The sequence below is a fragment of the Thalassobacillus devorans MSP14 genome, from assembly GCF_000496835.1.
Classification (GTDB): domain Bacteria; phylum Bacillota; class Bacilli; order Bacillales; family Halobacillaceae; genus Thalassobacillus; species Thalassobacillus devorans_B.
The window spans coordinates 742841-768854 of sequence record NZ_KI543237.1; the positions used below are offsets into that span (position 1 = coordinate 742841).

The 26014-nt window shown below is 45.4% G+C and carries 22 protein-coding genes; 5 read left to right on the top strand and 17 right to left on the bottom strand.

The annotated features are described in order from the left end of the window. Positions 1-68: 68 nt before the first annotated feature. On the bottom strand, positions 69-1670 hold the full coding sequence (locus P855_RS0113870) for a CTP synthase (protein WP_028784132.1): 1602 nt from the start codon (positions 1668-1670) through the stop codon (positions 69-71). 206 nt (positions 1671-1876) lie between these two features. After that, entirely contained in the window at positions 1877-2407 is a 531-nt protein-coding gene (gene rpoE / locus P855_RS0113875) for a DNA-directed RNA polymerase subunit delta (protein ID WP_028784133.1), read from the bottom strand. A gap of 237 nt (positions 2408-2644) precedes the next feature. Between rpoE and P855_RS0113880 the strand changes: the two genes are divergently transcribed. Continuing rightward, positions 2645-2956, top strand: coding sequence for a hypothetical protein (locus tag P855_RS0113880; protein ID WP_037986079.1), 312 nt, complete (start codon positions 2645-2647; stop codon positions 2954-2956). Between the two features lie 215 nt (positions 2957-3171). Here P855_RS0113880 and icmF read toward each other — a convergent pair whose 3' ends face one another. The 8 genes from icmF to P855_RS0113920 form a co-directional block, all read right to left on the bottom strand. Continuing rightward, the gene (icmF, locus tag P855_RS0113885) at positions 3172-6417 is read right to left on the bottom strand and encodes a fused isobutyryl-CoA mutase/GTPase IcmF (RefSeq protein WP_028784135.1); all 3246 of its coding nucleotides are present in this window, start codon (positions 6415-6417) and stop codon (positions 3172-3174) included. A gap of 18 nt (positions 6418-6435) precedes the next feature. Beyond that, positions 6436-7074 (bottom strand): TetR/AcrR family transcriptional regulator, encoded by a 639-nt coding sequence (locus tag P855_RS0113890; RefSeq protein WP_028784136.1) that lies wholly within the window; start codon positions 7072-7074, stop codon positions 6436-6438. Beyond that, entirely contained in the window at positions 7067-8017 is a 951-nt protein-coding gene (gene meaB, locus P855_RS0113895) for a methylmalonyl Co-A mutase-associated GTPase MeaB (protein WP_028784137.1), read from the bottom strand. The genes P855_RS0113890 and meaB overlap by 8 nt, the downstream gene beginning before the upstream one ends. A 16-nt stretch (positions 8018-8033) precedes the next feature. Next, positions 8034-9176 carry an acyl-CoA dehydrogenase gene (locus tag P855_RS0113900; protein WP_028784138.1) on the bottom strand — a complete coding sequence of 381 codons (1143 nt, stop codon included), beginning with the start codon at positions 9174-9176 and terminating at the stop codon, positions 8034-8036. 21 nt (positions 9177-9197) lie between these two features. After that, positions 9198-10343: an acyl-CoA dehydrogenase gene (locus tag P855_RS0113905; protein ID WP_028784139.1), complete on the bottom strand. Its 1146-nt coding sequence runs from the start codon at positions 10341-10343 to the stop codon at positions 9198-9200. 21 nt (positions 10344-10364) lie between these two features. Next, a complete protein-coding gene (locus tag P855_RS0113910; protein ID WP_028784140.1) occupies positions 10365-11219 on the bottom strand; it encodes a 3-hydroxybutyryl-CoA dehydrogenase in 855 nt (284 codons plus the stop codon). Positions 11220-11256: 37 nt separating this feature from the next. Further along, positions 11257-12444 (bottom strand): acetyl-CoA C-acetyltransferase, encoded by a 1188-nt coding sequence (locus P855_RS0113915; RefSeq protein ID WP_028784141.1) that lies wholly within the window; start codon positions 12442-12444, stop codon positions 11257-11259. A 194-nt stretch (positions 12445-12638) separates the two neighbouring features. After that, a complete protein-coding gene (locus tag P855_RS0113920; protein ID WP_028784142.1) occupies positions 12639-14771 on the bottom strand; it encodes a heterodisulfide reductase-related iron-sulfur binding cluster in 2133 nt (710 codons plus the stop codon). A gap of 205 nt (positions 14772-14976) precedes the next feature. Here P855_RS0113920 and cls point away from each other — a divergent pair, with 205 nt between their 5' ends. Continuing rightward, positions 14977-16167, top strand: coding sequence for a cardiolipin synthase (cls, locus tag P855_RS21045; RefSeq protein ID WP_037986080.1), 1191 nt, complete (start codon positions 14977-14979; stop codon positions 16165-16167). Between the two features lie 2 nt (positions 16168-16169). Here cls and P855_RS0113930 read toward each other — a convergent pair whose 3' ends face one another. The 5 genes from P855_RS0113930 to speE form a co-directional block, all read right to left on the bottom strand. After that, positions 16170-16349: a XapX domain-containing protein gene (locus P855_RS0113930; protein ID WP_028784143.1), complete on the bottom strand. Its 180-nt coding sequence runs from the start codon at positions 16347-16349 to the stop codon at positions 16170-16172. A 135-nt stretch (positions 16350-16484) separates the two neighbouring features. After that, positions 16485-18155, bottom strand: a complete 1671-nt coding sequence (argS, locus tag P855_RS0113935; RefSeq protein ID WP_028784144.1) for an arginine--tRNA ligase — start codon at positions 18153-18155, stop codon at positions 16485-16487. Next, the gene (locus tag P855_RS0113940) at positions 18152-18595 is read right to left on the bottom strand and encodes a DUF1934 domain-containing protein (RefSeq protein WP_028784145.1); all 444 of its coding nucleotides are present in this window, start codon (positions 18593-18595) and stop codon (positions 18152-18154) included. The genes argS and P855_RS0113940 overlap by 4 nt, the downstream gene beginning before the upstream one ends. A gap of 586 nt (positions 18596-19181) precedes the next feature. Continuing rightward, positions 19182-20054, bottom strand: a complete 873-nt coding sequence (speB, locus tag P855_RS0113945; protein WP_028784146.1) for an agmatinase — start codon at positions 20052-20054, stop codon at positions 19182-19184. A gap of 11 nt (positions 20055-20065) precedes the next feature. Continuing rightward, the gene (speE, locus tag P855_RS0113950; protein WP_028784147.1) at positions 20066-20893 is read right to left on the bottom strand and encodes a polyamine aminopropyltransferase; all 828 of its coding nucleotides are present in this window, start codon (positions 20891-20893) and stop codon (positions 20066-20068) included. Positions 20894-21089: 196 nt separating this feature from the next. Here speE and P855_RS0113955 point away from each other — a divergent pair, with 196 nt between their 5' ends. After that, on the top strand, positions 21090-23138 hold the full coding sequence (locus P855_RS0113955) for a transglycosylase domain-containing protein (protein ID WP_028784148.1): 2049 nt from the start codon (positions 21090-21092) through the stop codon (positions 23136-23138). Positions 23139-23291: 153 nt separating this feature from the next. Here the strand turns inward: P855_RS0113955 and P855_RS0113960 are convergent, their stop codons facing one another. Beyond that, on the bottom strand, positions 23292-23828 hold the full coding sequence (locus tag P855_RS0113960; RefSeq protein ID WP_028784149.1) for a YwhD family protein: 537 nt from the start codon (positions 23826-23828) through the stop codon (positions 23292-23294). Between the two features lie 672 nt (positions 23829-24500). Between P855_RS0113960 and P855_RS0113970 the strand changes: the two genes are divergently transcribed. Further along, positions 24501-24662, top strand: a complete 162-nt coding sequence (locus P855_RS0113970) for a 2-hydroxymuconate tautomerase (protein WP_028784150.1) — start codon at positions 24501-24503, stop codon at positions 24660-24662. 43 nt (positions 24663-24705) lie between these two features. Here P855_RS0113970 and P855_RS0113975 read toward each other — a convergent pair whose 3' ends face one another. Beyond that, complete coding sequence (locus tag P855_RS0113975) at positions 24706-25578, bottom strand: dimethylarginine dimethylaminohydrolase family protein (RefSeq protein WP_419177271.1); 873 nt, start codon at positions 25576-25578, stop codon at positions 24706-24708. A 201-nt stretch (positions 25579-25779) separates the two neighbouring features. On the opposite strand from P855_RS0113975, the gene P855_RS0113980 reads away from it, so the two are divergent. Continuing rightward, positions 25780-25971: a hypothetical protein gene (locus P855_RS0113980; protein WP_028784152.1), complete on the top strand. Its 192-nt coding sequence runs from the start codon at positions 25780-25782 to the stop codon at positions 25969-25971. The last annotated feature ends 43 nt before the right edge of the window (positions 25972-26014 follow it).

A 26014-nucleotide genomic window follows, 5' to 3' on the forward strand; every position in this document is an offset into this window, starting at 1 on the left:
GCACCCCAGGGGTGTCCAGGAAATGGAAAAAGCGCGAAGCCTCAGGAAAAGGTTTCGCGCTTTTTTTCTTACTTTTTATAGGTAGAAGCCGCTCCGATGAATCCGTAGAACAATTCCTGCGGACGAGTCGGACGGGACTTGAACTCTGGATGGAACTGGCTTGCAACAAACCAGGGATGATCTTCGACTTCGATAATTTCAATCAGGCGGCCATCAGGGCTGGTACCGCTGAAAGAGAAACCTTTTTCTTCCATTTCTTCCCGGTAATGGTTATTGAACTCAAACCGGTGGCGGTGGCGTTCATAAATGACCTCATCTCCGTAAGCTTCTTTTGCTTTGGAGCCCTCTTGCAGCTTACATGGATAAATACCAAGACGTAATGTTCCCCCCAGATCAGAAATTTCTTTCTGTTCCGGAAGAAGGTCGATGATTGGATGAGGAGTGGCTGGGTCGATTTCAGCTGAGTGCGCACCTTCTAAACCAAGAACGTTACGCGCAAACTCGACAGTAGCAAGCTGCATACCAAGACAGATTCCAAGGAACGGCACCTTATTTTCACGGGCAAAACGGATCGCTTCGATTTTACCTTCGATCCCTCGATCCCCGAAACCACCGGGAACAAGAATACCGTCTACACCGGCAAGTTTATCTTCCACATTGGATGGGTCTACTTCCTCCGAGTTAATCCATTGGATATCAACATCTGCATCGTATGGGTAGCCTGCATGTTTCAATGCTTCCACGACAGAAATATAGGCATCAGGTAATTCGACGTATTTTCCGACAAGGCCGATCGTCAGTTTATCAGATAAATGGGTTACCTTATCCACCAATTGATTCCACTCCGCCATCTCGGCAGGCTTACAGTCCAGACTAAAATGGTCACAGGTCAATTGATCGAGCTTTTGCTCTTGCAGTATCAATGGAATTTTGTAAAGGGTATCTGCATCAGGGCACTCAATTACCGCTTTTTTATTAATGTCGCCGAAAAGAGCGATCTTCTCCTTCATTTCTTCGGATATTTCCATCTCCGTACGCAGTACAATCACGTCCGGCTGAATCCCAAGTGAGCGGAGTTCTTTAACACTGTGCTGTGTCGGTTTTGTCTTCATTTCACCCGCTGCCTTGATATAAGGAACAAGCGTACAATGAATGTACATGACGTGATCGCGTCCGATATCACTCTTGATCTGACGAATCGCTTCAAGGAATGGAAGGGATTCAATATCCCCTACAGTACCGCCGATTTCAGTAATGACGACATCTGCATTCGTTTCATGACCGGCACGGAAAACACGGTCTTTGATTTCATTCGTAATATGTGGAATGACCTGGACGGTTCCACCCAGATAATCTCCGCGACGTTCTTTCTTAATGACGTGGGAGTATACTTTCCCTGTCGTTACGTTGCTGAATTTATTCAGGTTGATATCGATGAAGCGCTCATAGTGGCCAAGGTCCAAGTCAGTCTCAGCACCATCGTCTGTGACGAACACTTCTCCATGCTGATATGGACTCATTGTACCAGGGTCTACGTTCAAGTATGGATCGAATTTCTGGATAGTCACTTTCAATCCACGGTTTTTCAATAATCGGCCAAGTGAAGCGGCTGTGATCCCTTTACCTAAGGAAGACACTACTCCACCTGTTACAAAAATGTACTTTGTCACGGTCATCCCTCTTTCTTCTGTAATCTTTCTTATATCATGACCTACTGGCTGCTTCAGCAGTCATAAATGTTATGAATAGCTAATTTCTTCCCCTAAAAAATAAAAAGCGCTCCCCGGTAATGGGGAGCGCCTTTAGGTTCGTTCTACGAAATTTTAAGAGCCCAAATAAGATTGTACTTATTTAAGGTTCGAAAGTCAAGCGGCAATCAGAGGTCGTCATCTTCCTCGTCATCATCATCGCCGATGAAGCTGATATCATCTTCGATGACCTCTTCCTCTTCTTCATCAAGGTCATCGTTATCATAATCACCTTCGAAACCATCATCGCTCTCATCAAGATCCAAATCTTCATCATCCAAATCAAGTTCTTCCTCAAGATCTTCATCGAACAATGCTTCATCTGCAGTTTCTTTTTTCACTTTACGCTTCGGCTTTTTCTTTTTACGTTTCTTCGGCAGGTTGGAAATTTCTTCTTCCATCTGTTCTACCGGATACCAGCGCTTCAATCCCCATTTATTCGTGCCAATCGTCATGAATCCGCCGTCAATGTTCATATCCGTATAGAACTGGGCGATATAATTTTCCTTTTGTTTCTCCGTATAGCCTTTCATATCAGCAATCTCGTGGAACAAGTCATTGAAGTCGACTGCCTCTCTTTTTTCTTCCAGCATAACCGCTGCAAGATCAATCATGGACATTTCTTCAATTTGATCTTTACTATACTCTTTCAAGCTCAAGGTCCAGCACTCCTTTAATGATAATTAAGGTATATATGTCTACTTTCATCAAGTCATACGATTCTCATATTTAACCATACCTAATATTATATGGTTAGCCTATATAAAAATCAATGATTCGGAAATTTTCTATCCCAACTGGCTGCCAATCATGACCTTTGATTTGGTCTTCCGGCATTTTTATCGTAAAATAAGTCTATCCGAAGTTCAGTTACAATAAACAAAGGAGAGAGATTCATGCGGGTAGCAAAATGGCTCCTTATCATCTTTTTCGCCTTGGTCGGCGGGTATTATTTATACACGAATTACGGGATGATCCACTCAGAAGAATTGACCAGCGTCCAAATTGAAAAGAAAGACCACAAGGATGACGCTTACTATATTTATGTCGACGGAGATAAATATAAAGTGAAAAATAAAAACATCTGGATGCTTTTGGACAAAGAAAAGAACTATGATCTTACTTATGAATGGTATGGGCAGACTACTCCTACCATCAAGCAAATCAACCAGACCGGCGACCACGATACCGTTGGTGGTGGACACTAACAAAACACCTCAATTCAAAATGAGGCTACTGAAAAAGTCCTTTTTAATCTAATGGAGCTGTCAAAGTTTGTTGTTGATTCTCACGAATCGCTTATCGGTGGAGCTTGCCGCGGGCACGCCCTCAGCTAACTTGGTCAAGAAGATCACTTGGCCAAGTGGATTTTCGGCTATAAAAAGAACTCCCAGGGAGCACTGGGAGTTCTTTTCTTAAACCTTTACATGTTCCGGCGATATTGTCCGCCTACTTCGTAGAGGGCATTGGTGATTTGTCCAAGGCTCGCCACTTTAACCGTTTCCATCAGTTCAGCAAAAATATTACCTTCACTTGCTGCTACCTCTTTTAAGCGCTGCAGGGCTGCTTCTGTTTCATCCCCATTCACACTCTGGAATTCACGCAGCGTCTGGATCTGATGTTCTTTTTCTTCCTTCGTAGCGCGCGCAATTTCCATGGAGTTGATTTCATCCTCTGAAGGCGGTGTAGGATTCACGTAGGTATTAACTCCGACAATCGGCAGGTCTCCGCTATGCTTTTTACTTTCATAATAAAGCGATTCTTCCTGGATTTTGCCACGCTGGTATTGGCGTTCCATCGCGCCCAGTACACCGCCGCGGTCGTTGATACGTTCGAATTCCTGGAGGACTGCTTCTTCCACCATATCGGTCAACTGTTCGATGATATAGGCCCCTTGCAGGGAGTTTTCATTTTTCGTCAGACCGAATTCCTTACTGATGATCATCTGGATCGCCATCGCCCGGCGTACGGATTCCTCTGTTGGTGTGGTGATCGCTTCATCATAAGAATTGGTGTGAAGCGAATTACAGTTGTCCTGAATGGCAATCAAAGCCTGCAGTGTAGTACGGATATCATTAAAGTTAATTTCCTGCGCGTGTAAGGAACGTCCGGAAGTCTGAATATGATACTTCAGCTTCTGACTCCGCTCATTCGCACCGTACTTCTCTTTCATAATGATTGCCCAGATTCTTCGGGCAACGCGGCCCATCACCGTGTATTCGGGATCTAAACCATTCGAGAAGAAAAATGACAGGTTCGGTGCAAACTTATTGATATCCATGCCACGGCTTAAGTAATACTCGACATAAGTAAATCCGTTCGCCAATGTGAACGCAAGCTGCGTAATCGGATTTGCTCCCGCTTCGGCAATATGATAGCCGGATATCGAGACAGAATAGTAGTTGCGGACTTCATGATCAATGAAGTACTGCTGAATATCCCCCATCATACGCAAGGCGAATTCCGTTGAGAAAATACATGTGTTTTGGCCCTGGTCTTCTTTCAAAATGTCCGCCTGAACCGTTCCACGTACGACATGCAGGGTTTCCGCTTTGATTTGCTCCGTTTCTTCTCTGTTTGGTTTACGTCCCTGTTCTTTCTCAAATTTCTCGAGCTGCTGATCGATCGCTGTGTTCATGAACATAGCCAAAATGATCGGCGCCGGTCCATTGATCGTCATGGAAACAGATGTCAGTGGATCTATCAGGTCAAAGCCGTCATACAGCTTTTTCATATCCTCTAACGTACAAATGCTGACACCGCTTTCCCCGACTTTCCCGTAGATGTCCGGGCGTTCATCCGGGTCTTCGCCATATAAAGTAACAGAGTCAAAGGCAGTGCTTAAACGCTTGGCATCATCGTCTTTCGACAGATAGTGAAAACGGCGGTTGGTCCTTTCTGGTGTTCCTTCTCCGGCAAACTGTCGTTTCGGGTCTTCCCCCTTACGCTTGAACGGGAATACTCCTGCAGTAAATGGAAACGCACCTGGTACGTTTTCTTTCAACAGCCAGACAAGACGGTCACCCCAGTCGGTGTAGGATGGCAAAGCCACTTTCGGTATTTTTAACCCGGCGAGACTTTCTGTCGTCAGATCCATCGTGATTTCTTTATCCCGCACTTTGAAAGTGTAGGTATCCCCACTGTACCGTTCGTGAAGCGCATCCCAATCCTCCAGTTTTTCTTTCGCTTTCGGATCGATATCCTGCTCATATTGCCTGATCAGCGCTTCGATTTTTTCTTTAGCTTCTTCATCTTCCAATGCTTCCGCTGTCCCTTTCAATTGGTACAGTTTGCGTGCTTTCTCTGCCTGCTGTTCCGCATTGTCATGGTAGTTGCGTACCAGCATGGCAATGTCACGCAAGTATTGTTTCCGTTCGTTCGGAATAATGACATTCTGTTTTTCTACATTTGCTGTTCTTTCAAAAGAAGTTTCCTCTCCCCAGTCATAGCCTTCGTTCAACTTATCAATGATGGCCGCGAACAGGGTATTTGTTCCCGGGTCATTGAACTGGCTTGCGATGGTGCCGAAAACCGGGAAAGTGCCTGGATCTTCGTGGAACAGCATATGGCTGCGCTCATATTGCTTACGCACTTGCTGGTATGCATCCTCGGATCCTTTCTGTTCAAATTTATTGATGACGATGAAGTCAGCGAAATCAATCATGTCGATCTTTTCAAGCTGGGATGGTGCTCCAAATTCTGCTGTCATGACATACATGGATAAGTCGGAAACTTCCGTCACAGCCGCGTTTCCCTGCCCGATACCGCTTGTTTCCACAATGATAAAGTCCACTCCAGCCGCTTTGACGACCTGAATCGCTTCTTCAATCGCTTTCGACAATTCTGATTTGGAATCTCTTGTTGCCAGCGAGCGCATATAGACACGTGGATTAAAAATCGCGTTCATACGGATTCTGTCTCCTAATAATGCCCCTCCGGTCTTTTTCTTTGTCGGGTCAATCGAAAGAATGGCCACTTTCTTGTCCGGAATTTCATTTAAAAAGCGGCGGATCAATTCATCGGTCAATGAACTTTTCCCTGCTCCCCCGGTACCTGTAATTCCCAATACCGGGATATTTTTCATGTCACTTTGTTTCACAGCTGCTTCAAATTGAGCAGCAGCTTCACGATCCTCTTCCGGTGTGTTCTCTACATAAGTAATGAACCGGGCGATCGCCTGATGATCTCCCTTTTCCAGCTCCTTCACGGTTTCTTCCGGAACGAGCGGCGGCAAAAAGTCACATTCTTCCATCATCTGGTTGATCATACCCTGGAGGCCATGCTCACGTCCATCCTCCGGGGAAAATACCCGTGCAACGCCATAATCATGGAGCTCTTTGATTTCACGCGGCAGGATGACACCTCCGCCGCCTCCGTAAACACGGATATGGCCAGCCCCTTTTTCGTTCAGCAAATCAATCATATATTTGAAATATTCGACGTGTCCGCCTTGATAAGAAGAAACTGCTATTCCCTGGGCATCCTCCTGAATGGCCGCATTGACAACATCTTCAACAGAGCGGTTGTGACCAAGGTGAATGACTTCTGCGCCGGTGGATTGCAGTATCCGGCGCATGATATTGATCGAAGCATCATGACCATCGAATAAGCTCGAAGCTGTCACAAATCGGACCGGGTGCTTCGGCTGGTAAACTGTAGGTTGTTCCATCGTTCCATCCTCCTTCAGTTATGAAGTATGTTGATCCTGTAAATTATTTATATTAAGACCTTCTAATAAAAGGTGAACCTGACGCTTTGTGTAACTTTCCAATGTGAATTCTTTTTGCAGCATCCAGCGCCGGAATCCCCACATTTGCCCCTGGATGAATATGTTATTTGCAATCAGAGAAATATCCTGATCTGCCATTGGGGTGGAAATACTGTTCCGAATCACCCGGGTCAACATCTCCAGCATATCTTTCTCTTTTTGCAATACATATTCCTGAGAGTCACGGGGCAGGGACTTGACTTCCTGATACATGACAACGACCTCATCCTGCATATCATCCATCAGTTGAAAATAGGAAGTGACCGCATGAATGAGGCTGTCGATCGTTTTCTTTTCGGTATCGATCACCTGCTCCATTCTGTCCTTCACCCGCTCATAAATGGAATCACAGACAAGAAACAGCACATCCTCCTTGGTACGGATATATTCATAGAGAGTGCCGATGCTGAAGCCTGAGGCCTTGGCAATTTCCCTCGTCGTCGTTTTATGGAACCCTTTTTCGATAAAAAGAGAAACGGCACCCTTGATCATCTGGTTGCGTCTCTTCTCTACGAGACTCTGATCTTTGATCGATGAGGGTACCTGTTGATCAGCCATGGCTATTCCCTCCTTTCACTTTCCATTCCTGGAACCATTCCTTAGCCAATTGGTAAGGGTCGGAACCAGTGTCCTGAAAAGCCTGCTGTTTTTGATGGTCATTTTCTATCGTCTGCTCGACGTCCCGCCAGATTTCTTCCCGGATCAAATCATAGACTTCCAGTTTCAACTGTTGCTGTCGCTGCTCTTCCCCTTTTTCTGTTTCATATAAGTAGTTATGATGACGACTGATTTCCTGCCATAATTGATCGACCCCTTCATTTCGGGTGGAAATCGTCTGGACAATCGGAGGTACCCAGCCTTTCGGATTGGCGATCATCATGTATTCTTCCAGTGTCGTTTTCAGCCGCTGTACACCTGGTAAATCCGCTTTATTGATTATGAAAAGGTCAGCGATTTCCATAATTCCTGCCTTGAATATCTGTAAGACATCACCACTGTTCGGAGTAAGCACAAGACCCGTCGTATCGGCAACTTTCATAATATCCAGCTCGGACTGCCCGACTCCGACCGTTTCTACGAGAATCACATCAAAACCGTAAGCATCACAGACACGGATTGTATCCTTCGTCGCCCGCGCAAGGCCGCCAAGACTTCCCCGCGTCGCCATACTGCGGATAAAAATACCAGGATCGGTAAAATGCTGGTTCATGCGGACACGGTCCCCTAGCAGGGCCCCGCCGCTGAACGGACTGGTCGGGTCTACCGCGATGACCGCTACCGTCAGGTCCTGTTCACGCAGATGGGAAAGCAGCCGATTGACGAGTGAGCTCTTTCCGGCTCCGGGCGAACCGGTTATACCGATATAGTGAGCGTTCTTTTTCAATGAGAAAATGTCACTCAGCATATCCAGTTTTTCCGGCGCGTCGTTCTCTACAAGTGTGATGGCTCTCGCAAGAGCCCGCATATCCTGTTGTTGGATCCGTTCAGCTAATGGGTGCATAATAGCTTCCTTTCTCCTATTCTTTCGTCAGCATACGTCCGATGACAAGACGCTGGATTTCGTTGGTACCTTCATAGATTTGAGTGATTTTGGCATCCCGCATGTAGCGCTCGACTGGATAGTCTTTCGTATATCCATATCCGCCGTAAACCTGGACAGCCTCGACAGTGTGGCGCATCGCTGCATCGCCTGCGTATAACTTTGCCATGGCAGACGCTTTGGCGTATGGCTTACCTTCTGACTCAAGATAAGCTGCCTGGTAGGTCAATAGACGAGCCGCTTCTACATCAGTCGCCATGTCAGCAAGCTTGAAAGAGACTCCCTGGTTCTGCGCAATCGGCTTGCCGAACTGTTCCCGCTCTTTCGCATAGGCTACGGAAGCATCAAGTGCGCCCTGGGCAATCCCGACAGCCTGTGCTGCGATACCATTACGACCGCCGTCCAATGTCATCATCGCAATCTTGAATCCTTTCCCCTCTTCTCCCAGCAGGTTTTCTTTCGGAACCTTGCAATCTTCGAAAATCAATTCTGTGGTAGGAGAAGAACGAATGCCCAGTTTCTTTTCTTTTTTACCGAATGTGAATCCTGGTGTGCCCTTTTCTACAATGAAGGCACTGATACCACGACTGCCTGCATCCGGGTCCGTTTTGGCAAATACAATATAGATGTCCGCGACGCCACCGTTGGTGATCCAGACTTTGCTGCCATTCAGTACATAATGATCGCCGTCAAGTTTCGCCTGAGTACGCATGGAAGCTACGTCACTTCCTGCACCCGGCTCGGAAAGAGCATATGCTCCAAGCTTTTCCCCGGAAGCAAGCTGAGCAAGGAAGGTCTTCTTCTGTTCTTCATTACCGAATTTATAAATCGGCCAGCTGGCGAGGGATATGTGTGCGGATAAGGTCACACCAGTGGAAGCGCAGACACGTGAGAGTTCCTCTACTGCAATGACATAGCTGACAAAGTCTGATCCGATACCGTTGTACTCCTCCGGCCATGGGATACCGGTCAATCCGAGTTCCGCCATCTTATCAAAAATCTCCCGGTCAAAACGTTCCTCTTCATCCCGTTCAGCCGCCGTCGGCTCTACTTCATTCTTTGCAAAATCACGCACCATTTTACGTAGCATTTCTTGTTCTTCGGTCAATTGAAAGTTCATGTCGGTATCCTCCCTGAAATATTAGTCCTTCAACAAATGTTTGCTGATTACGATATGCTGAATTTCATTCGTGCCTTCATAGATTTCACAGACCTTGGCATCACGGAAAAATCGCTCAACTGGATAATCTTCCGTGTAGCCATAGCCGCCGTACACCTGAACAGCTTCAATCGCGTTTTTCACCGCTGTTTTTGATGCATACATTTTCGCCATCGAAACTTCTTTGTTACAAGGAGCACCCGCTTCCTTCAAAGAAGCTGCATGATAGGTCAATAGTTTTGCTGCCTCTACTTCTGTTGCCATATCGGCAAGCTTAAAAGCAAGCCCCTGCTGCTTTGCAATCGGTTTGCCGAATTGCTCCCGTTCTTTCGCGTAAGCAACCGCATGCTCCATCGCAGCTTCGGCAATCCCTAACGACTGGGCTGCAATTCCGATTCTTCCGGAGTTGAGATTGGACATCGCGATCCTGAACCCTTCCCCTTCGTTCCCGAGCATCTGCTCTGAGGAAACTTCACAGTTGTCGAACGTCAATTGGACCGTGCTGGATCCATGAAGCCCCATTTTCTTTTCTTTCTTACCGATAATAAGGCCTGGCGTATCTTTTTCGACGATGAAAGTGCTGACCCCCTGGTAGCCAGTTTCGTCCATGTTGGTACGGGCAAAAACGATATAAGTGTCCGCTTCTCCCCCATTCGTGATGAACACTTTCGAACCGTTCAGGATATAGCTGTTACCCTGCTTGACAGCCCGTGTTTTCAAACTTCCTGCATCCGACCCGGCACTTGGTTCTGTAAGGGCAAAGGCTCCAAGATACTCACCGGAGGCTAGTTTCGGAATATATTTCTGTTTCTGTTCCTCGGTTCCGAAATTCAAAATCGGCAGTGTGCCGACTGATGTGTGCACCGACAGGATGACTCCTAGTGTCGCACTTACTTTCGATAATTCATGGATAGCAATTATATAGGATGTATAATCCATTTCAGAACCGCCGTATTTTTCGGGAATTGGAATCCCCATCAATCCCAATTCTCCCATTTTGGTGACGATCTCCCGCGGAAAGCGGTCTTCTTTCTCCATTCTCTCTATTGCTGGAGCTACTTCTTTCTGAGCGAAATCGCGCACCATTTTCCGCATCATTTCCTGTTCATCTGTAAACTGAAGATTCATTGTTGTTCTCTCCCCTGAGAATCAATTTTCATACGAATAGAAGCCGCGTCCCGACTTTTTGCCAAGCCAGCCGGCTTTGACATACTTACGAAGTAATGGACATGGACGGTATTTGCTGTCGCCGAAGCCATCGTACAGCACTTCCATGATATACAGGCATGTATCGAGCCCGATAAAGTCAGCCAGAGTCAATGGTCCCATCGGATGGTTCATGCCAAGTTTCATGACCGTATCGACGTCTTGCGGAGTAGCAACTCCTTCATACACAGTGTAGATTGCTTCATTGATCATCGGCATGAGGACACGATTTGATACGAATCCCGGGAAATCGTTGACTTCTACTGGTGATTTGCAGATTTTTTCAGTCATGTCTTTGATAGATTGATAGGTTTCATCGCTTGTTTGTAAACCACGAATGATTTCAACCAGTTTCATCACAGGAACCGGGTTCATGAAATGCATTCCGATTACCTGAGATGGACGATTCGTCACGGCAGCAATTTCAGTAATTGGGAGCGATGACGTATTGGATGCAAGAATGGCATGCTTTGGGGCAATCTCATCAAGCTTTTTGAACAGCTTCGTTTTGATGTCCATATTTTCTACTATAGCTTCAATGATCAGGTCGCACCTTGAAGCCTCATTGAGATCGGTTGTATAAGACAGATTTTCGATTGTCTTTTGCTGTTCTTCTTCTGAAAGACGATTTTTTTCCACCGAACGGGCCAGCCGTTTTTCAATGCCTGCCTTCCCTTTTTCCAATGCTTCTTCCGCAATGTCATTCAACTTTACCGAAAAACCGTACTGGGCGCATACCTGCGCAATCCCCGCACCCATCTGCCCGGCTCCCACTACCATCACTTGTTTAATTGACATAGAAAAACTCCTCCCACTATTACGTGTTCAACATCGTTTATTGCTTAGGTACTTCAATCAGAACTGCATCTCCCTGACCGCCGCCACTGCAGATAGCCGCGATACCAAGACCGCCGCCCCGGCGCTTCAATTCATATACAAGTGTCAGAATAATACGTGCTCCGCTTGCACCGATCGGATGACCCAAAGCTACGGCACCGCCGTTAACGTTGACTTTTTCTTCGTCCAGACCGGCGATTTTACCGCTTGCCAGTGATACAGCAGCAAATGCTTCGTTCACTTCGAACAGGTCGATTTCATCCAATGACTTTCCTGCCTTTTTCAACAGGGAATTGATGACAATTCCTGGCGTTTTTGGAAAGTCTTTTGCTTCGACAGCCACTTCATCGTGGGCAAGTATGGTGGCAAGTGTCTCTGCTCCCATTTCTTTCGCTTTATCATCAGACATTAATAGCATTGCGCAGGCACCATCATTCACCCCAGGCGCGTTTCCTGCTGTAATCGTTCCGTTTGATCCGAATACCGGACGCAGCCTGGCAAGCGATTCTTTCGAAGTATCTTTCCGTGGTGCTTCATCATTTTCCACGACGACTGGATCACCTTTTCGTTGTGGTACATCCACAGGAATTATTTCTTCTGCCAGCTTCCCGTCTTCCATCGCTTTGATTGCCCGCTGGTGACTGCGATAAGCCCAACCATCCTGCGCTTCGCGGCTTAATTCATATTCATCAGCGACATTGTTTCCATAGTTGCCCATGTGAACACCGTCAAATGAACAAGTAAGACCATCATGAACCATTAAATCCTTAACCGCGGCATCGCCCATGCGCAAGCCCCAGCGTGCTTTTGGCATGAAGTATGGCGCATTGCTCATACTTTCCATACCACCTGCAACAATGACGTCTTCGTCTCCAAGACGGATGAACTGGTCAGCCATCGTGACACTACGCATACCGGAAGCACATACTTTATTGATCGTCTCTGTTTTCACTTCCCATGGAATTCCTGCTTCCCGTGCTGCCTGACGTGAAGGAATCTGTCCCTGGCCACCTTGTAAAACAGTCCCCATAATGACTTCATTGATGTCTTCCCCTTGAACATTGGCACGGTCTAACGCAGCCTTGATTGCTTTCCCGCCAAGCTGGGATGCAGTCAATGTGCTAAGCGCCCCTCCGAATTTAGCAAATGGCGTTCTTGCTCCTGAAACAATCACCGTTTTTCTCATAATAAAATTCCTCCCTTTATGTGATAACGCTTTCAAAAACTATGGTATAAAAAGAGAGATGAAACAGGCAGTAACTCCTGCTATAGCCTCTCTTGCAAAAACGATTCCCCAGTGCGATTGAACGCTCGCTCAATATAGCCTCATAAGGAAAGTGTACAAAACTTTCTGTACACTTTCCACAAAAATTCAAAATATTATGCTGATTTTTCCTGTTTTTCTTCAAAAATCGATTTAGCCAGGATTTCTGCAATATCCATGGTCCCCACAGATTCCTCCACTTCTTTCGCCTTCGTACCGTCGGAAAGCATCGTCAGACAATACGGACAGCCGCTGGAAATCATGGTCGGACTGGTTTCCAATGCCTGCTCGGTCCGGGCAACGTTGACTCGGTTACCCGCTTTTTCTTCCATCCACATCATACCTCCGCCTGCTCCACAGCACATACCATTTTCACGGTTACGCTTCATTTCAACCAATTTCACGCCTGGAATCATTTCCAGTACTTCACGCGGCGGCTGGTACACTTCGTTGTAACGGCCCAAGTAACAGCTATCGTGGTAGGTGATTGTCTCATTGACCTCATTAACCGGCTTCAGCCTGCCATCTTTCAGCCATTCAGCCAGCATCTCGGTATGGTGGTAGACCTCTGCTTCAAAACCGAAATCCGGGTATTCATTTTTGAACGTATTATAGGCATGCGGATCAATCGTGATGATCTTCTTGACGTCATTCTTCTCGAATTCTTTGATGTTCTTCTCGACAAGCTCCTGGTATAGGAATTCATTTCCCATCCGACGGGCGGTGTCCCCGGAGTTACGTTCTTTGTTGCCGAGCGTAGCGAATTTGATCCCTGCTTCATTCATCAGCTTGGCAAAAGCAAGTGCGATTTTCTGACTGCGGTTATCGTATGCCCCCATGGAGCTGACCCAGAACAGATACTCAAACTCTTCGCCTTCTTTCTTCAATTCCTTTACTGTCGGAATGCGGACATCCGGCTCCTGATCACGCCAGTCTTCCCGCTCTTTCTTCGACAGGCCCCAAGGGTTGCCCTGGCGTTCGATGTTCGTCATCGCACGCTGTGCATCCGGGTCCATTTTCCCTTCGGTCAACACAAGGTAACGGCGAAGGTCGATGATTTTATCCACGTGTTCGTTCATAACCGGGCACTGGTCTTCGCAGTTTCGACAAGTCGTACAGGCCCATAGTTCTTCTTCTGTGATGACATCGCCAATCAAGTTATGATTCTGCGCTGCTTCCACAGAAGCAGCTGCTTCGTCGCTGCCCTGTGCCTGGGCCATTTTCGCAAGCTGGTTTCCCTCTGTGTTGGAAAAAGCATAGGCCGGCACCCATGGGGATTTACCGGTGACAGCAGCACCTTTTTCCGTCAATTGATCACGCAGCTTGATGATCAGGTCCATCGGTGACAGCATCTTTCCTGTACCTGTTGCAGGACAGACATTAGTACAACGGCCACATTCAACACAGGCGTAAAAGTCGATCATCTGCAGCTGACTGAAGTCTTCAATTTTTCCGACACCAAAGGAAACGTCCTCTTCAGCAGTCTCTTCATCGACGTCAAAGTCGATCTTGGAAAGCTTCCCGGGTGCGGAACGGCGGGTCAGGAACACATTGACCGGTGCCGCAAGTAAATGGGCGTGCTTGGACTGCGGTACATAGACAAGGAAACTTAATAGTACTAACAGATGGATCCACCACATGATGAAAAACACAGTAGCGGCAGCGGTCGGGCTCAACCACCCGAAAGCGTTTGCAATCAGGGTCGCAACAGGTTCTGTCCAGGCACCTTCATGACCGTGCCAGATTAATCCCATTCCATTACCGATCAATACACTTAACATCAATGCTCCAATAAATATCAGGACAAGCCCTGCTTTAAAGCCCCGCTTCAAGCGAACGAGCTTCTCCACGTAACGTCGATGGAATGCCCATACGACAGCGACCAGAATCATTAAAGTGACCAGTTCCTGGAAGAACGTAAATCCTGGATAAAAAGGCCCGAGCGGCAGATGGCTATCTGGTGCCAGCCCTTTCCAAATAAAATCGATAGCACCGAATTGTACCAGGATGAAACCATAAAACATCATTACGTGAATGATTCCTGATTTTTTATCCTTTAATAATTTCTTCTGACCAAAAACGTAAATCCAGATATTCTTCAATCTTTCTTTGATTTCCCCATCAAACTCGAATTTTTTTCCAAGCTTGATATAAGCGATTCTCGTCATGACGACACGCACGAACAAATATAAACCGTAAATAGTAACGCCTAAAAATAATATCCAATTCAATAATAACAGCGTGCTCATCCGTCTACCCCCTCGTTAGTATCAATCTCTCTCACTCTGCTGTCTCTCGAATTTTTGGAAACGAGCCGTGAAAATTCAGAATCTTATAGCTTAACTATAAAATATGAATGAACATTCAGTCAACATATTTTCTTTGCTTTTATGTACAAATTTTGGATGTTTTAGGGGAAACTATGGAGGATGGTGTCTGCAGAGGAGGAAAAAAATGACTGTTCTACTATGGGTTTCAGCCGTCCTTATTATCTTTGTTTTGTTGATTTTAGTAGATTTCGTATCGGGAAAACAGAACCATAAAAAGAACCTGAGGAAGTTGACTTTTACAGAAACTACCGGAAGTTATCGCGTGTTCCAAAGTGGAAATCGTCTGTTTGAGGCATTATTTACCGATATTAAAAATGCCGAAACACACATCGATGTTCTGTTTTTTATTATCAAACAGGATGAAACGAGTCAGCGTTTCTATAATCTGCTGCAGCAAAAAGCTCAGGAAGGTGTAGTTGTACGCCTGATGGTCGATCGTCTTGGAGGATTCCGGATTAACAAACCGCTGCGACAGCAATTAGAAAATTCAGGTATACAGTTTCAATTCGCCGCAAAACCCCAATTTCCTTTTTTTATTTATAAATTGAACCGTCGAAACCACCGGAAGATTGTTGTAATTGATGGAAAAATTGGATATGTTGGCGGTTACAACGTCGCAGATGAGTATGCAGGGAAAGATGCCGAAATGGGAGATTGGCGCGATTATCATCTGCGGATGACAGGTGAAGTCGTGGCACAGCTGCATGCTGTATTTTTAGATGATTGGTTCTTGAATACGAAGGAGAAACTGTTCCCTGCAGAAACCCATGAAAAGGGGCAGCATGTGTTGAAGGTTCTCCCGACCGAATACGGGGAATTAGAGGAAGTGTTAGTAAAAAAATTCTCTGCGGCGAAGCAGGAAATTTTACTTGGCAGCCCTTATTTCATTCCTCCGAGACGCATGATGGACGCCTTGAAGCAGGCAATCCAGAGAGGCGTCACTGTTAAACTGCTCTGTCCGTTGAAATCCGACCACCCGTTCGTGAAAGAAGGGGGGATCCCTTTTTACGAGGAGCTTTACCGTGCAGGTGGAGAAGTCCGCTTTTACGATGCTGGTTTCTATCATGCAAAAATTTTTATCATCGACCAGGATTTCTGCGACCTCGGGACCTCCAACCTTGATTTAAGGAGTCTTTACCTTAATAAAGAGATCAATATATTTTTTTATGAAAAAGAGTTCATCGATGATATGAGGAAGCGTTACTTACAGGATTTCGCTGAAGGTATCCCCTTTAATGACAATTGGCTTGCTTCACGCTCCCTGGGTACGAAAATCAATATAAAAATCGCGCGGCTGATCCGCCCGATCTTATAATATCACCTTATGAAGCTGGAAAGTACCGGTCCAATCCAGGCAAAGACTTTGAAACCAAGATAGATGCCAATGATTCCAGCCACTCCGGCAAACGCTGGCGGCGCAGGAATCGGAAGCTTGAACCAGGCAAATAGAAAGCCTACGATAAAGCCTGTCAATAACGCAAAAACGACTTCTTTCATAACGAATCTCCTTTCGGTACAGACAATCATGTTTAGTATAACGCCTATCCTAGAAATTAAAAAAAGATTTTCTCCAGCTTTAAGAGAAAATCTTTTTTACTGTTACATTTTTTTAGTGAAAAGGCATGGTGAAGCTTACATCCGTTCCGGCGCGGAAACTCCAATTAGCTTCAACGCATTAGAAAGCGTAGTACGGACGGCTTTCATCAATCCGACACGTGCTTTTGTACGTTCCGGTTTTTCCTGATCCAATACTTTTTCAGCATTATAAAAGCTGTGAAGGTTGGAAGACAGATCAAAAGCGTATTGCGTCACACGGTGTGGTGTACGTTTTTCTGCTGCATCTGTAACAACTTGCGGGAATTCTCCCAGACGTTTAAGCAGGTCTTCTTCTTTTTCAGAATCAAGCAGCCTCGCATCAAAATCCTGATCGAACTTGACACCCTTTTCTTCTGCCTGACGCAACATCGAGCATATTCTGGCATGCGCATACTGCACATAATAAACGGGGTTCTCATTAGACTCCGAACGAGCAAGGTCCATATCAAAGTCCAGGTGTGAGTCGGCAGAACGCATCGAGAAGAAGTAACGCATTGCGTCAATGCCTACTTCATCCATCAATTCGCGTAGTGTAACTGCTTTTCCAGTCCGTTTACTCATCTTCACTTTCTCGCCATCCTGGAATAAGTTGACCATCTGAATGATCTCTACTTCCAACGTATCTTTTGCATAGCCAAGCGCCTGGATAGCCGCTTGCATACGCGGAATATAACCATGGTGATCAGCACCCCAGATGTTGATCAGCGTGTTAAAGCCGCGATCCATTTTGTTTTTATGATAAGCGATATCCGGCGTCAGGTATGTGTAGCTTCCATCCTGTTTAATCAAAACACGGTCTTTGTCATCACCGAATTCGGTCGTCCTGAACCAGGTCGCACCGTCCTGCTCATAGGTGAACCCCTTGTCTTCAAGTACTTTCAGCGCGTTATCGATTTTCCCATCCTGATACAAAGATGTTTCTGAGAACCATTCGTCAAAAGGTACACGGAAATCTTCCAGATCGACTTTGATTTTATCCAGTTCAAATTTCAATCCATATTCACGGAAATAGGCGAGGCGTTCCTGCTCCGGTTTATCCGCCCACTCTGAACCATGGTCTTCCGCTAACTTTTTACCCAGTTCGACGATATCCTTTCCGTGATAACCATCTTCCGGCATCTCCCAGTCTTTACCGAGCGCCTGCATATAGCGGGCTTCTACGGAATTAGCCAGGTTGTTGATCTGATTTCCGGCATCATTGATATAATACTCACGGGAAACGTCATATCCAGCTTTCGCCAGAATATTGGAAAGAGAATCACCGACTGCAGCACCACGGGCATGACCAAGGTGAAGGGTTCCTGTCGGGTTAGCTGAAACGAACTCAACCTGAATTTTTTGACCTTTTCCTGTTTCGCTTTCGCCATACGTTTCCCCAGCTTCCAGAATCGTCGCCACCAGGTCCGTCAAATACTGGTTATCCATATAGAAATTGATGAATCCTGGTCCGGCAATCTCAATTTTATCGATGGATGCTTTCGTATTATCAAAATTAGCGACGATATCCTCCGCAATCATACGCGGGGCTTTTTTGGCAATCCTCGCCAGCTGCATCGCCATATTTGTCGCATAATCCCCGTGCGCTTTATCTTTCGGTTGTTCCAGTACGACTTCGGGCATTTCTTCTTCGGTTGCCAAACCCGATTTTAACACAGCCTGCTGGATTTCCTGTTTCAGTTTCGCTTCCGTCTGCTCCACAATATTCATTGCGTTGTTTCCTCCTTATGATAAGTCAAGGTTAATCGATGACGCTGAGTGATTTCCTGATTAAGAGTCAGCTGATAACTGATGAATAGCCGCCCTTTTGCTCCCTGGGATAAGGATTGGTGTTCAATCTGATCCGTAAACGTGTTCATATGAAAAACTCCATACGTATGATGGTAATTGTTTTCTGTCGTTTGCTTTTTTCGGAAAATCTGGTGCATCCTGACTGCTCCAGAGCGTTTGATGCTGACTTTCCCTGGCTGGATGGTAATCATCGTATCGATCGGATCGCCTTCATCGGGGTGCTCGGTGAACTTGAGGACTTGGGTCTCTCCCCGTTCGAAAAACCCTCCCTGTTCTTCCATGACAACTTCTTCTTTCCGACCGCTGTCCCTGATCTCCGTCACAAGGCGAATCGATACCGGTGTCTGTGCAGCACTCATACTATCTCTCCTTACGTTCCTCTTAACCTATCCATTATAAAAACTAAGCAGAAAAAGCGCAAGCCCTCCAGATATAACATTGAATTACAGGGCCGAAAAGTCGAAGACTTGATTTCGAGATATTAATGGAGTTTAGGGGCTTCGGGACACGATTCGCTTTCCGTGGGCGTGTGCTGAGTCTCCTCAGGCTTCGCCTTGCGGGGCCTCATCTATCACTCAGCTCCCACAGGAGTCTCACCGTTTCCCTACGCCCCTTGTCATAGAAAGACTTTGAAATCACCTTTATGGAATATCGGCAATGATAATAAGAAACAAGACTTTGGCCCCACTATATCTTTTATAATGGCGTCTAAATGAAGATTTCAGCTACATTCTTTCTTCTTTTGAAGGGGCCGTTCAGTATAAAAATAGCTGAATGGGAAGGGAAACGGTGAGGCTCCCGTGGGAGAAGGGGATAGGCGAGTCGTTTTCCCAGTCCCCCCAATTCCATCATGGTAACGGACCCAACTTTCTTGAAACTGAGCCTTCAGTAAAGGGAGGTTATGTAAAAAAGCTGCCGCATACGATGATGCAACAGCTTTCACTCTTATTTCACCCAGCCGAGGAGCATTTCGCGGACGAATTTACTGGCTGCGATGGCAGTTTGTTCAGTTGGATCATAAGCGGGTGCTACTTCTACAAGATCGCCACCGATCAGCTGTATATCAGCATTTGCAATCAAATGAATCGCTTCTAACAATTCTTTTGACGAAATGCCGCCCGCTTCTGCTGTGCCCGTGCCCGGCGCAAATGCAGGGTCGAGCACATCGATATCGATCGTCACATAGACTGGACGACCCTTCAGACGTGGCAGCATTTCCTTCAACGGTTCAGCCACATCATATTTTGCCATGTACATTCCACTTTCTCTGGCATACTGGAATTCTTCACGCATGCCTGAGCGGATACCAAATGAATATACGTTTTCCGGTCCGATCAGCTCACAGGTTTTTCTAATCGGTGTGGAGTGAGATAATGGCTCACCTTCATATTCTTCACGTAAGTCAGCATGAGCATCAATATGGATGACTGCAAGATCCGGATACTTCCGATACATTGCCTTAAGTACCGGCCAGGTGACAAGATGCTCACCGCCCAGACCTAACGGAAACTTCCCTTTTTCTAACAGCTTCCCAATATACTCTTCAATCATATCGATGCTCCGCTGGGGATTTCCGAACGGTAACGGGATATCTCCGGCGTCGAAGTAATTGACTTCTTCCATATGTTTATCCAAATACGGACTGTATTCCTCCAGACCGATCGATGCCTCCCGGATGCGATTGGGACCAAAGCGGGAACCAGGGCGGAAGCTGACCGTCCAATCCATCGGCATCCCGTAAATAACCGCATCAGCTGCTTCCCCGTCCTCCCTGCTCATAATAAACACTTTTCCGGAATAAGCTTCGTCAAAGCGCATGTTATCCCTCCTTACTCTGTCAAATCTTTTACAAATTTCGGCAGCGCAAATGCTGCTTTATGCAGCTCTTTTGTATAATATTTCGTTTCCATGTCATGGAATCGCTCTTCTTGAACTTCCAGCGGATCATACTGTTTGCTCCCGATGGTGAAGGTCCAAAGTCCGCTTGGGTAAGTAGGAATATTGGCGGTGTAGACACGGGTAATCGGAAAGGTTTCTTTTACATCGCTGTATACCTGGCGAATTAAATCTGCTTTAAACCAGGGGTTGTCCGTCTGGGCAACAAAAATCCCATCGTTTTTCAACGCCTTGGCTATACCTTCATAAAATCCTTTGCTGAACAAATTGACCGCCGGCCCTACTGGCTCGGTGGAATCCACCATAATGACATCGTAATCATTTTCACTCTCAGCGATATGCATGAACCCATCCGCTACTTTCACTTCCACGCGAGGATCTTCCAGCTTGCCGGCGATGTCAGGCAAATAATGCTTCGAATACTCAATCACTTTACCATCGATTTCTACCAGGGTCGCTTTTTCTACTTCAGGGTGCTTCAATACTTCACGAATGACCCCGCCGTCCCCTCCGCCGACTACCAGCACATTGTTTGGATTAGGATGGGTAAATAACGGCACGTGTGCCACCATTTCATGGTAGACGAATTCATCTTTTTGAGTCGTCATGACCATATCATCCAGAACGAGCATGTTCCCCCACTCTTCCGTTTCCAGCATGTCCAGCTGTTGAAAATCTGTTTTCTCTGTATGAAGCGAACGTTTAATCTTCGCTGTTATACCGAAATTCTCGGTCTGCTTTTCTGTAAACCATGTACTCATCTATCATAACTCCCTTCGTTAATAACACAGGTATCCTTCTATTTATCCCTGTAAACAATCAAATTATAGAGAATTCCAGAAAAAAAGCAACACTTTTTTCCTTGTGCCCTGAATCGCGCCAATGTTTAATTTCCCCCCCATTATCCCATAATGTTAAAAAACATTCGAAAAAGTCGGAGAACGGGGAGCGCTTAACATGAAAAAATGGTTCCAGCACCGTAACAAATGGATACGTTCACTTCTTTTGCTCGGTACAGGCACAATCGCTGTCGGGTTGGCAGTCATGATAATGGTGCTTCTCTATGCATTGATCAGCGGCCCGCCGTCGTTGACTACAGAGCAAAACACCATCTACTACAGCCGGGATGGCAGTGTAATTGAAGAAGACTTCGGCACTAAACGACGCTATTGGGTAGATTTGGAAGACATTTCGCCTTATGTCGTCCAGGCAACGCTTACCTCAGAAGATCGTCATTTTTATGACCATTCCGGGTTTGATATCAAGCGGATCGGGGCAGCTGTCTTGAAAAATATCCGCAACCTTTCCAAAGTGGAAGGCGCAAGCACGATTACCCAACAGTATGCCCGTAACCTTTACTTATCCCATGAAAAAACATGGGTACGAAAAGCGAAAGAAGCAGTCTATGCACTAAGGCTCGAAATGTTTTATAAGAAAGATGAAATATTAGCCGGGTATTTGAACACGATTTATTATGGTCATGGCGCTTATGGCATCGAAGCGGCCAGCCGATATTATTTTGACAAACATGCAGATGAGCTCACACTTGCTGAAGCAGCGATGCTTGCAGGCGTCCCGAAAGGACCAAGCTATTATTCTCCTTACAATAACGAAGAGAACGCCAATAATCGTCAGGCACGCATTTTGGCCAGTATGGAAGCGGCCGGGCATATCGATGCGGAGGAAAGTGAACTTGCCTCCCGCGAAGTGCTGGATTATCAGGAACCATCAGAAGTTGAGGCCCCGGATATTGCTCCTTACTTCCAGGATGTTGTGGCGATAGAAGCAATGAACCGGCTTGATATCGACCGGGAACAGCTAACAGTTGGAGGCTACCATATTTATACGACACTTGATATTCCTACCCAGGAAACATTAGAAAAATCTATGGAACGTCATATTGAAGAAAAGTCAAAAATTCAAGCAGCAGGTATTATATTAGAACCTGATTCCGGCGCAATCAGGGGACTTGTGGGCGGCCGTGATTATGAAGCAAGTCCATTCAACCGGGCGACTCAGGCAAAACGGATGGTAGGCTCCACTATCAAACCTTTTTTATATTATGAAGCCCTTGATAGTGGTTTTACGCCGACGACACAATTGGTAAGTAAACCGACTAAATTCCAGCTGGGAAATGGCGAAACCTACGCCCCAAGCAATTTCGACGGCTATTATGCCAACGAGCCGATTACAATGGCCCAGGCCCTCGCGGTGTCCGATAATATTTATGCGGTCAAAACGAACGTCTACCTGGGGCCGGAACGTTTAAAAAATACCTTGAAGCAATTTGGAATTTCAGGGGATATTCCAGCTGTACCTTCCCTGGCCTTAGGCACAGCTTCCCTTTCGCTATATGATATGACTAAAGCGTACAGTAAGCTGGCTCGTCCAGAAGAGGATAACACTCCTCATGCCATCACTAAAATCACTGATAGTCACGGCAACATCCTTTATGAATATGAGCCGCCAAATGTAAAAAATAAGATTGATCCTGTACGGGCATTCATCACCGCTCATATGATGACAGGAATGTTCGATTCATCACTAAATGGATATATGCGTGTGACCGGATCAAGTATTGCTGATCAACTTAGCCGCCCTTACTCTGGAAAATCCGGATCAACAAATACAGACAGCTGGATGATAGGATTCAGTCCTGAGCTTGTAGCTGGTGTTTGGACTGGTTATGATCAGCAAAAAGAAATCACCAGAATGAGCGAATTTCAATACGCCAAAAACATATGGGCCGATGTGATGGAAAAAGCTCATGAAGATAAGAAATTCAGGACTATGAAGGCACCCGAGGGTGTAATAGGCGTTTATGTCGACCCCGCAACAGGACTGCGGGCAACTCCCTATTGTGATACACAACGATTGATGTACTTTCAACAAGGGAAAGAACCTGAAGAATTTTGCACAGAACATACCTATGAAAAGGATCAGTATCATTTAGATGAAGAAAAAAACAAAGGTGGATGGAAAGAATTACTGGACTGGTTATTTTAACTTCCAAAAGAAAAAGGTCGAGGAAAATCCCCGACCTTTTTCTTTGTCCTAGTAAAACATGTATAACCCATGTGATAAACATTTTACAAATTTCACAAAAAAACCTCAAGATTTTCACACATCATTCACAATTTAGACACATTTGTATGATGTTTAAACCTTCAGCGCTTGCTTTAATTCATCAGAGGAATTCTCCCACATTTCCTCACTATGTTCGCGCAAAAATTTAGTAAGAATCTCTTTTGATTTATCATCCATGTGCTCGACGACAAATTTTCCTTTCAATGATTTGTCCATGTGGTTGACGTGCTCAGGAAGCAGTTTATATCCCCGGCGGATTTCCCGGTCTACGCGGATTTCACTGCTGGCTACACCATAATATAGAGGACCTTTCTCTGTACGTTCAATGGTTACCCAAGTGATCCAATACAACAAACCGTTTGGTACCTCTGACTTGTCGGTAAGAAACTTGATCCGCTTTTCGACAGCACTGCGGGCATGCATTGCCCCCATATCAACATAAGCCTCTTCTTCATTAGGATCGACAATGACAGGTGACATATTCTCCAATGTAATCGCTCCGACACCATAACCACCGTGTCCATCAGTAGAGTCGTCTTTTAATATCGTAAATTGGTTTTTCTTTTTGTCTTGATCTTTGTTTTTCTTGAACTGGTCAAATTCTTTCATGGTAAGCAGCCTCCTATTTCCGATCGGTTTGTTTTTTCATTTTAACATACTGCTTCGTTCTGTTCAGTTTGTAAAACTTGCAGAAAAAGCAGGAATTTCGACAAATTATAAAGAAATAGTTTTGCAGTCTGTCGATTGGGACTTTCTAAAACCCGTACCGTAAAGTCGAAGACTTGATTTCAAGAAAATTTGGGTCAGTCGCCGAGTCATGAGTAAGGGCGGCTTGGGAAACGATTCGCTTTCCTGTGGGGGAGCTGGCAAGCCTCCTCAGACTTCGTCTTCCGGGGTCTCGCCTAGATCCTTCTCCCACGGGAGTCTCACCGTTTCCCCGCCACCCTATCCGTTTTTTGATGAATGAACCCTGCCTTGTAAGAAGATACCTTCCACATTTACTGAATGATAAGGCTCAATGATCCAGGAAGCAAGCGCTCTTTGGAGCTGTTACTATGTTTGAATGATTCTGCCTATCGATGTTTCCGTTTCTGTTATAAACGTAAGGAGGTCCGGGAAATTGCGAGACTCCTATGGGATTAAAGTACATGGTGAGATCCCGCAGGGCTTTAGCCCGAGGAAGCTCACCGTACTCCCATGGAAAGCGAGTGATTTCACGGACCTGCAGAGATTCTCATCCGTTACGGAAACAGTTTCTCTCGAAACTGAGTCTTAACTTAAATGCTGGAAGGTCGTACGGATGAACAGAAACAAGCATTCGCCAAAGTAGTGACTGATGCAGTCACTAGAACTACTGGTGCCAGGAAAGAAGCAGTAACTATCGTTATTGAAGAAATGGCCAAATCTCATTATGCTGTCGGCGGTAAAAGAGTGAGCGATTAAAACACAGATAAGCCCGGGCGAAAGACACCCGGGCTTTTATTTATTATGAAGTGGAGCGCCGCAATGGCAGGGTACAGCAGCGGAATGATCCGCCAGACTTAATAATTTCCGAGAAATCAACTTCTACGACTTCAAATCCTTTCTCCCGTATCTTCTCATTCACTTTTTTATTGTGAGGCAGGCTGATGACCTTACCTGGAGCAATGGATAGGACATTTACTCCCATGGTGAACTGTTCATCCTCATCTACCTCAATCAGCGTGTACTGTCGGCTCAGCATTTCATATTCTTTTTTTCTAAGCGCACCTGAAAATACTAAAGCATACTCCGTGGAGAGAATATTGAATACACAATCAAGATGTAAATATTCTTCTTTTATTGGCACCGCAGTCACATGATGGTCAGGAAGCAATTCCTGAAGATTTGCAACACCGTTTTCATTGGTCCGGTCGCTCAGACCGACCCATACCTGGTCTCCATCTACGATGACATCTCCGCCTTCAATGGTACCATTGGAGATTTTTTCCCAATTGGCACCTTCCTGTTGCAATATCGTTTGCAACAATTTTTCTTCTCCTTCACGTACTTCATTACCCATATTGGAAACAATCACTTTTTCTCCGATGCAAAATCCAATGTCCCTGGTAAACACTTGTTCATTAAAGGACTCCTCAGGTTCTAATTCAATTACTTCAATATTATGGTTCCTCATTAACTTCACAAAATCATGATGCTGCTTACAAGCCTCGTTGATATCTATATTTACATCGATGTATTTCTTTTGGGTTTCGTTGATGGCTTCTTCAATCCGCATATAAGCGGGCGAGCATACAACCACCTTTTCTAATGTATCGAATTCCGATTCACACCCAATACCTTCATTCATTTTTTCCTCTTCTTTCAATACCAAGGCCAAAGCTACCACCTCTATAAGATTTATTCTTTATACTAATAATTCCCTTTATCATGAGAAGCAAACCTGTTCAATATCTGCTGCTATTTATTTTGTCCTATACCGTACGAATCATTATCTATATATACGGTTTAAATTTGAGAAAGGTTGGTAATTGAAAATATGTCAGCAAAGAACAATATTATAGAAAAGGAGGTTATCTGTTTGGCAAAAGACAATAAAAAGATGGGTTATGACGAAGCAGGCCCGAGGAAAGATCGAAAGCCCGAGAAAAAATATGATCCGCAAAGGCTTTCTAATATAGCTGATGATCAAGAAGAAGATCCAGTGAGTCATAAATATAAGCAAGATAACTATAAAGACGTAAAAAGAAATGATGATCCATCTAACACCTGATTACAATCAAATTACAAAATTGGAAATTTTAAGTAAAACGGTT

Coding starts and splice junctions, on each gene's coding strand:
- P855_RS0113920 (WP_028784142.1), bottom strand. CDS start 14,771: ATGAGCACGCTGTTATTATTGAATTGGATATTATTTTTAGGCGTTACT.
- argS (WP_028784144.1), bottom strand. CDS start 18,155: ATGAATATTGTGGAGCAGACGGAAGCGAAACTGAAACAGGAAATCCAG.
- P855_RS0113960 (WP_028784149.1), bottom strand. CDS start 23,828: ATGAAAGAATTTGACCAGTTCAAGAAAAACAAAGATCAAGACAAAAAG.
- P855_RS0113890 (WP_028784136.1), bottom strand. CDS start 7,074: ATGGCTGATCAACAGGTACCCTCATCGATCAAAGATCAGAGTCTCGTA.
- cls (WP_037986080.1), top strand. CDS start 14,977: ATGACTGTTCTACTATGGGTTTCAGCCGTCCTTATTATCTTTGTTTTG.
- P855_RS0113970 (WP_028784150.1), top strand. CDS start 24,501: ATGCTGGAAGGTCGTACGGATGAACAGAAACAAGCATTCGCCAAAGTA.
- icmF (WP_028784135.1), bottom strand. CDS start 6,417: ATGGAACAACCTACAGTTTACCAGCCGAAGCACCCGGTCCGATTTGTG.
- P855_RS0113905 (WP_028784139.1), bottom strand. CDS start 10,343: ATGAATCTTCAGTTTACAGATGAACAGGAAATGATGCGGAAAATGGTG.
- speE (WP_028784147.1), bottom strand. CDS start 20,893: ATGAGTACATGGTTTACAGAAAAGCAGACCGAGAATTTCGGTATAACA.
- speB (WP_028784146.1), bottom strand. CDS start 20,054: ATGCGCTTTGACGAAGCTTATTCCGGAAAAGTGTTTATTATGAGCAGG.
- P855_RS0113930 (WP_028784143.1), bottom strand. CDS start 16,349: ATGAAAGAAGTCGTTTTTGCGTTATTGACAGGCTTTATCGTAGGCTTT.
- P855_RS0113940 (WP_028784145.1), bottom strand. CDS start 18,595: ATGAGTGCTGCACAGACACCGGTATCGATTCGCCTTGTGACGGAGATC.
- P855_RS0113900 (WP_028784138.1), bottom strand. CDS start 9,176: ATGAACTTTCAATTGACCGAAGAACAAGAAATGCTACGTAAAATGGTG.
- P855_RS0113955 (WP_028784148.1), top strand. CDS start 21,090: ATGAAAAAATGGTTCCAGCACCGTAACAAATGGATACGTTCACTTCTT.
- P855_RS0113910 (WP_028784140.1), bottom strand. CDS start 11,219: ATGTCAATTAAACAAGTGATGGTAGTGGGAGCCGGGCAGATGGGTGCG.
- P855_RS0113915 (WP_028784141.1), bottom strand. CDS start 12,444: ATGAGAAAAACGGTGATTGTTTCAGGAGCAAGAACGCCATTTGCTAAA.
- meaB (WP_028784137.1), bottom strand. CDS start 8,017: ATGCACCCATTAGCTGAACGGATCCAACAACAGGATATGCGGGCTCTT.
- P855_RS0113880 (WP_037986079.1), top strand. CDS start 2,645: ATGCGGGTAGCAAAATGGCTCCTTATCATCTTTTTCGCCTTGGTCGGC.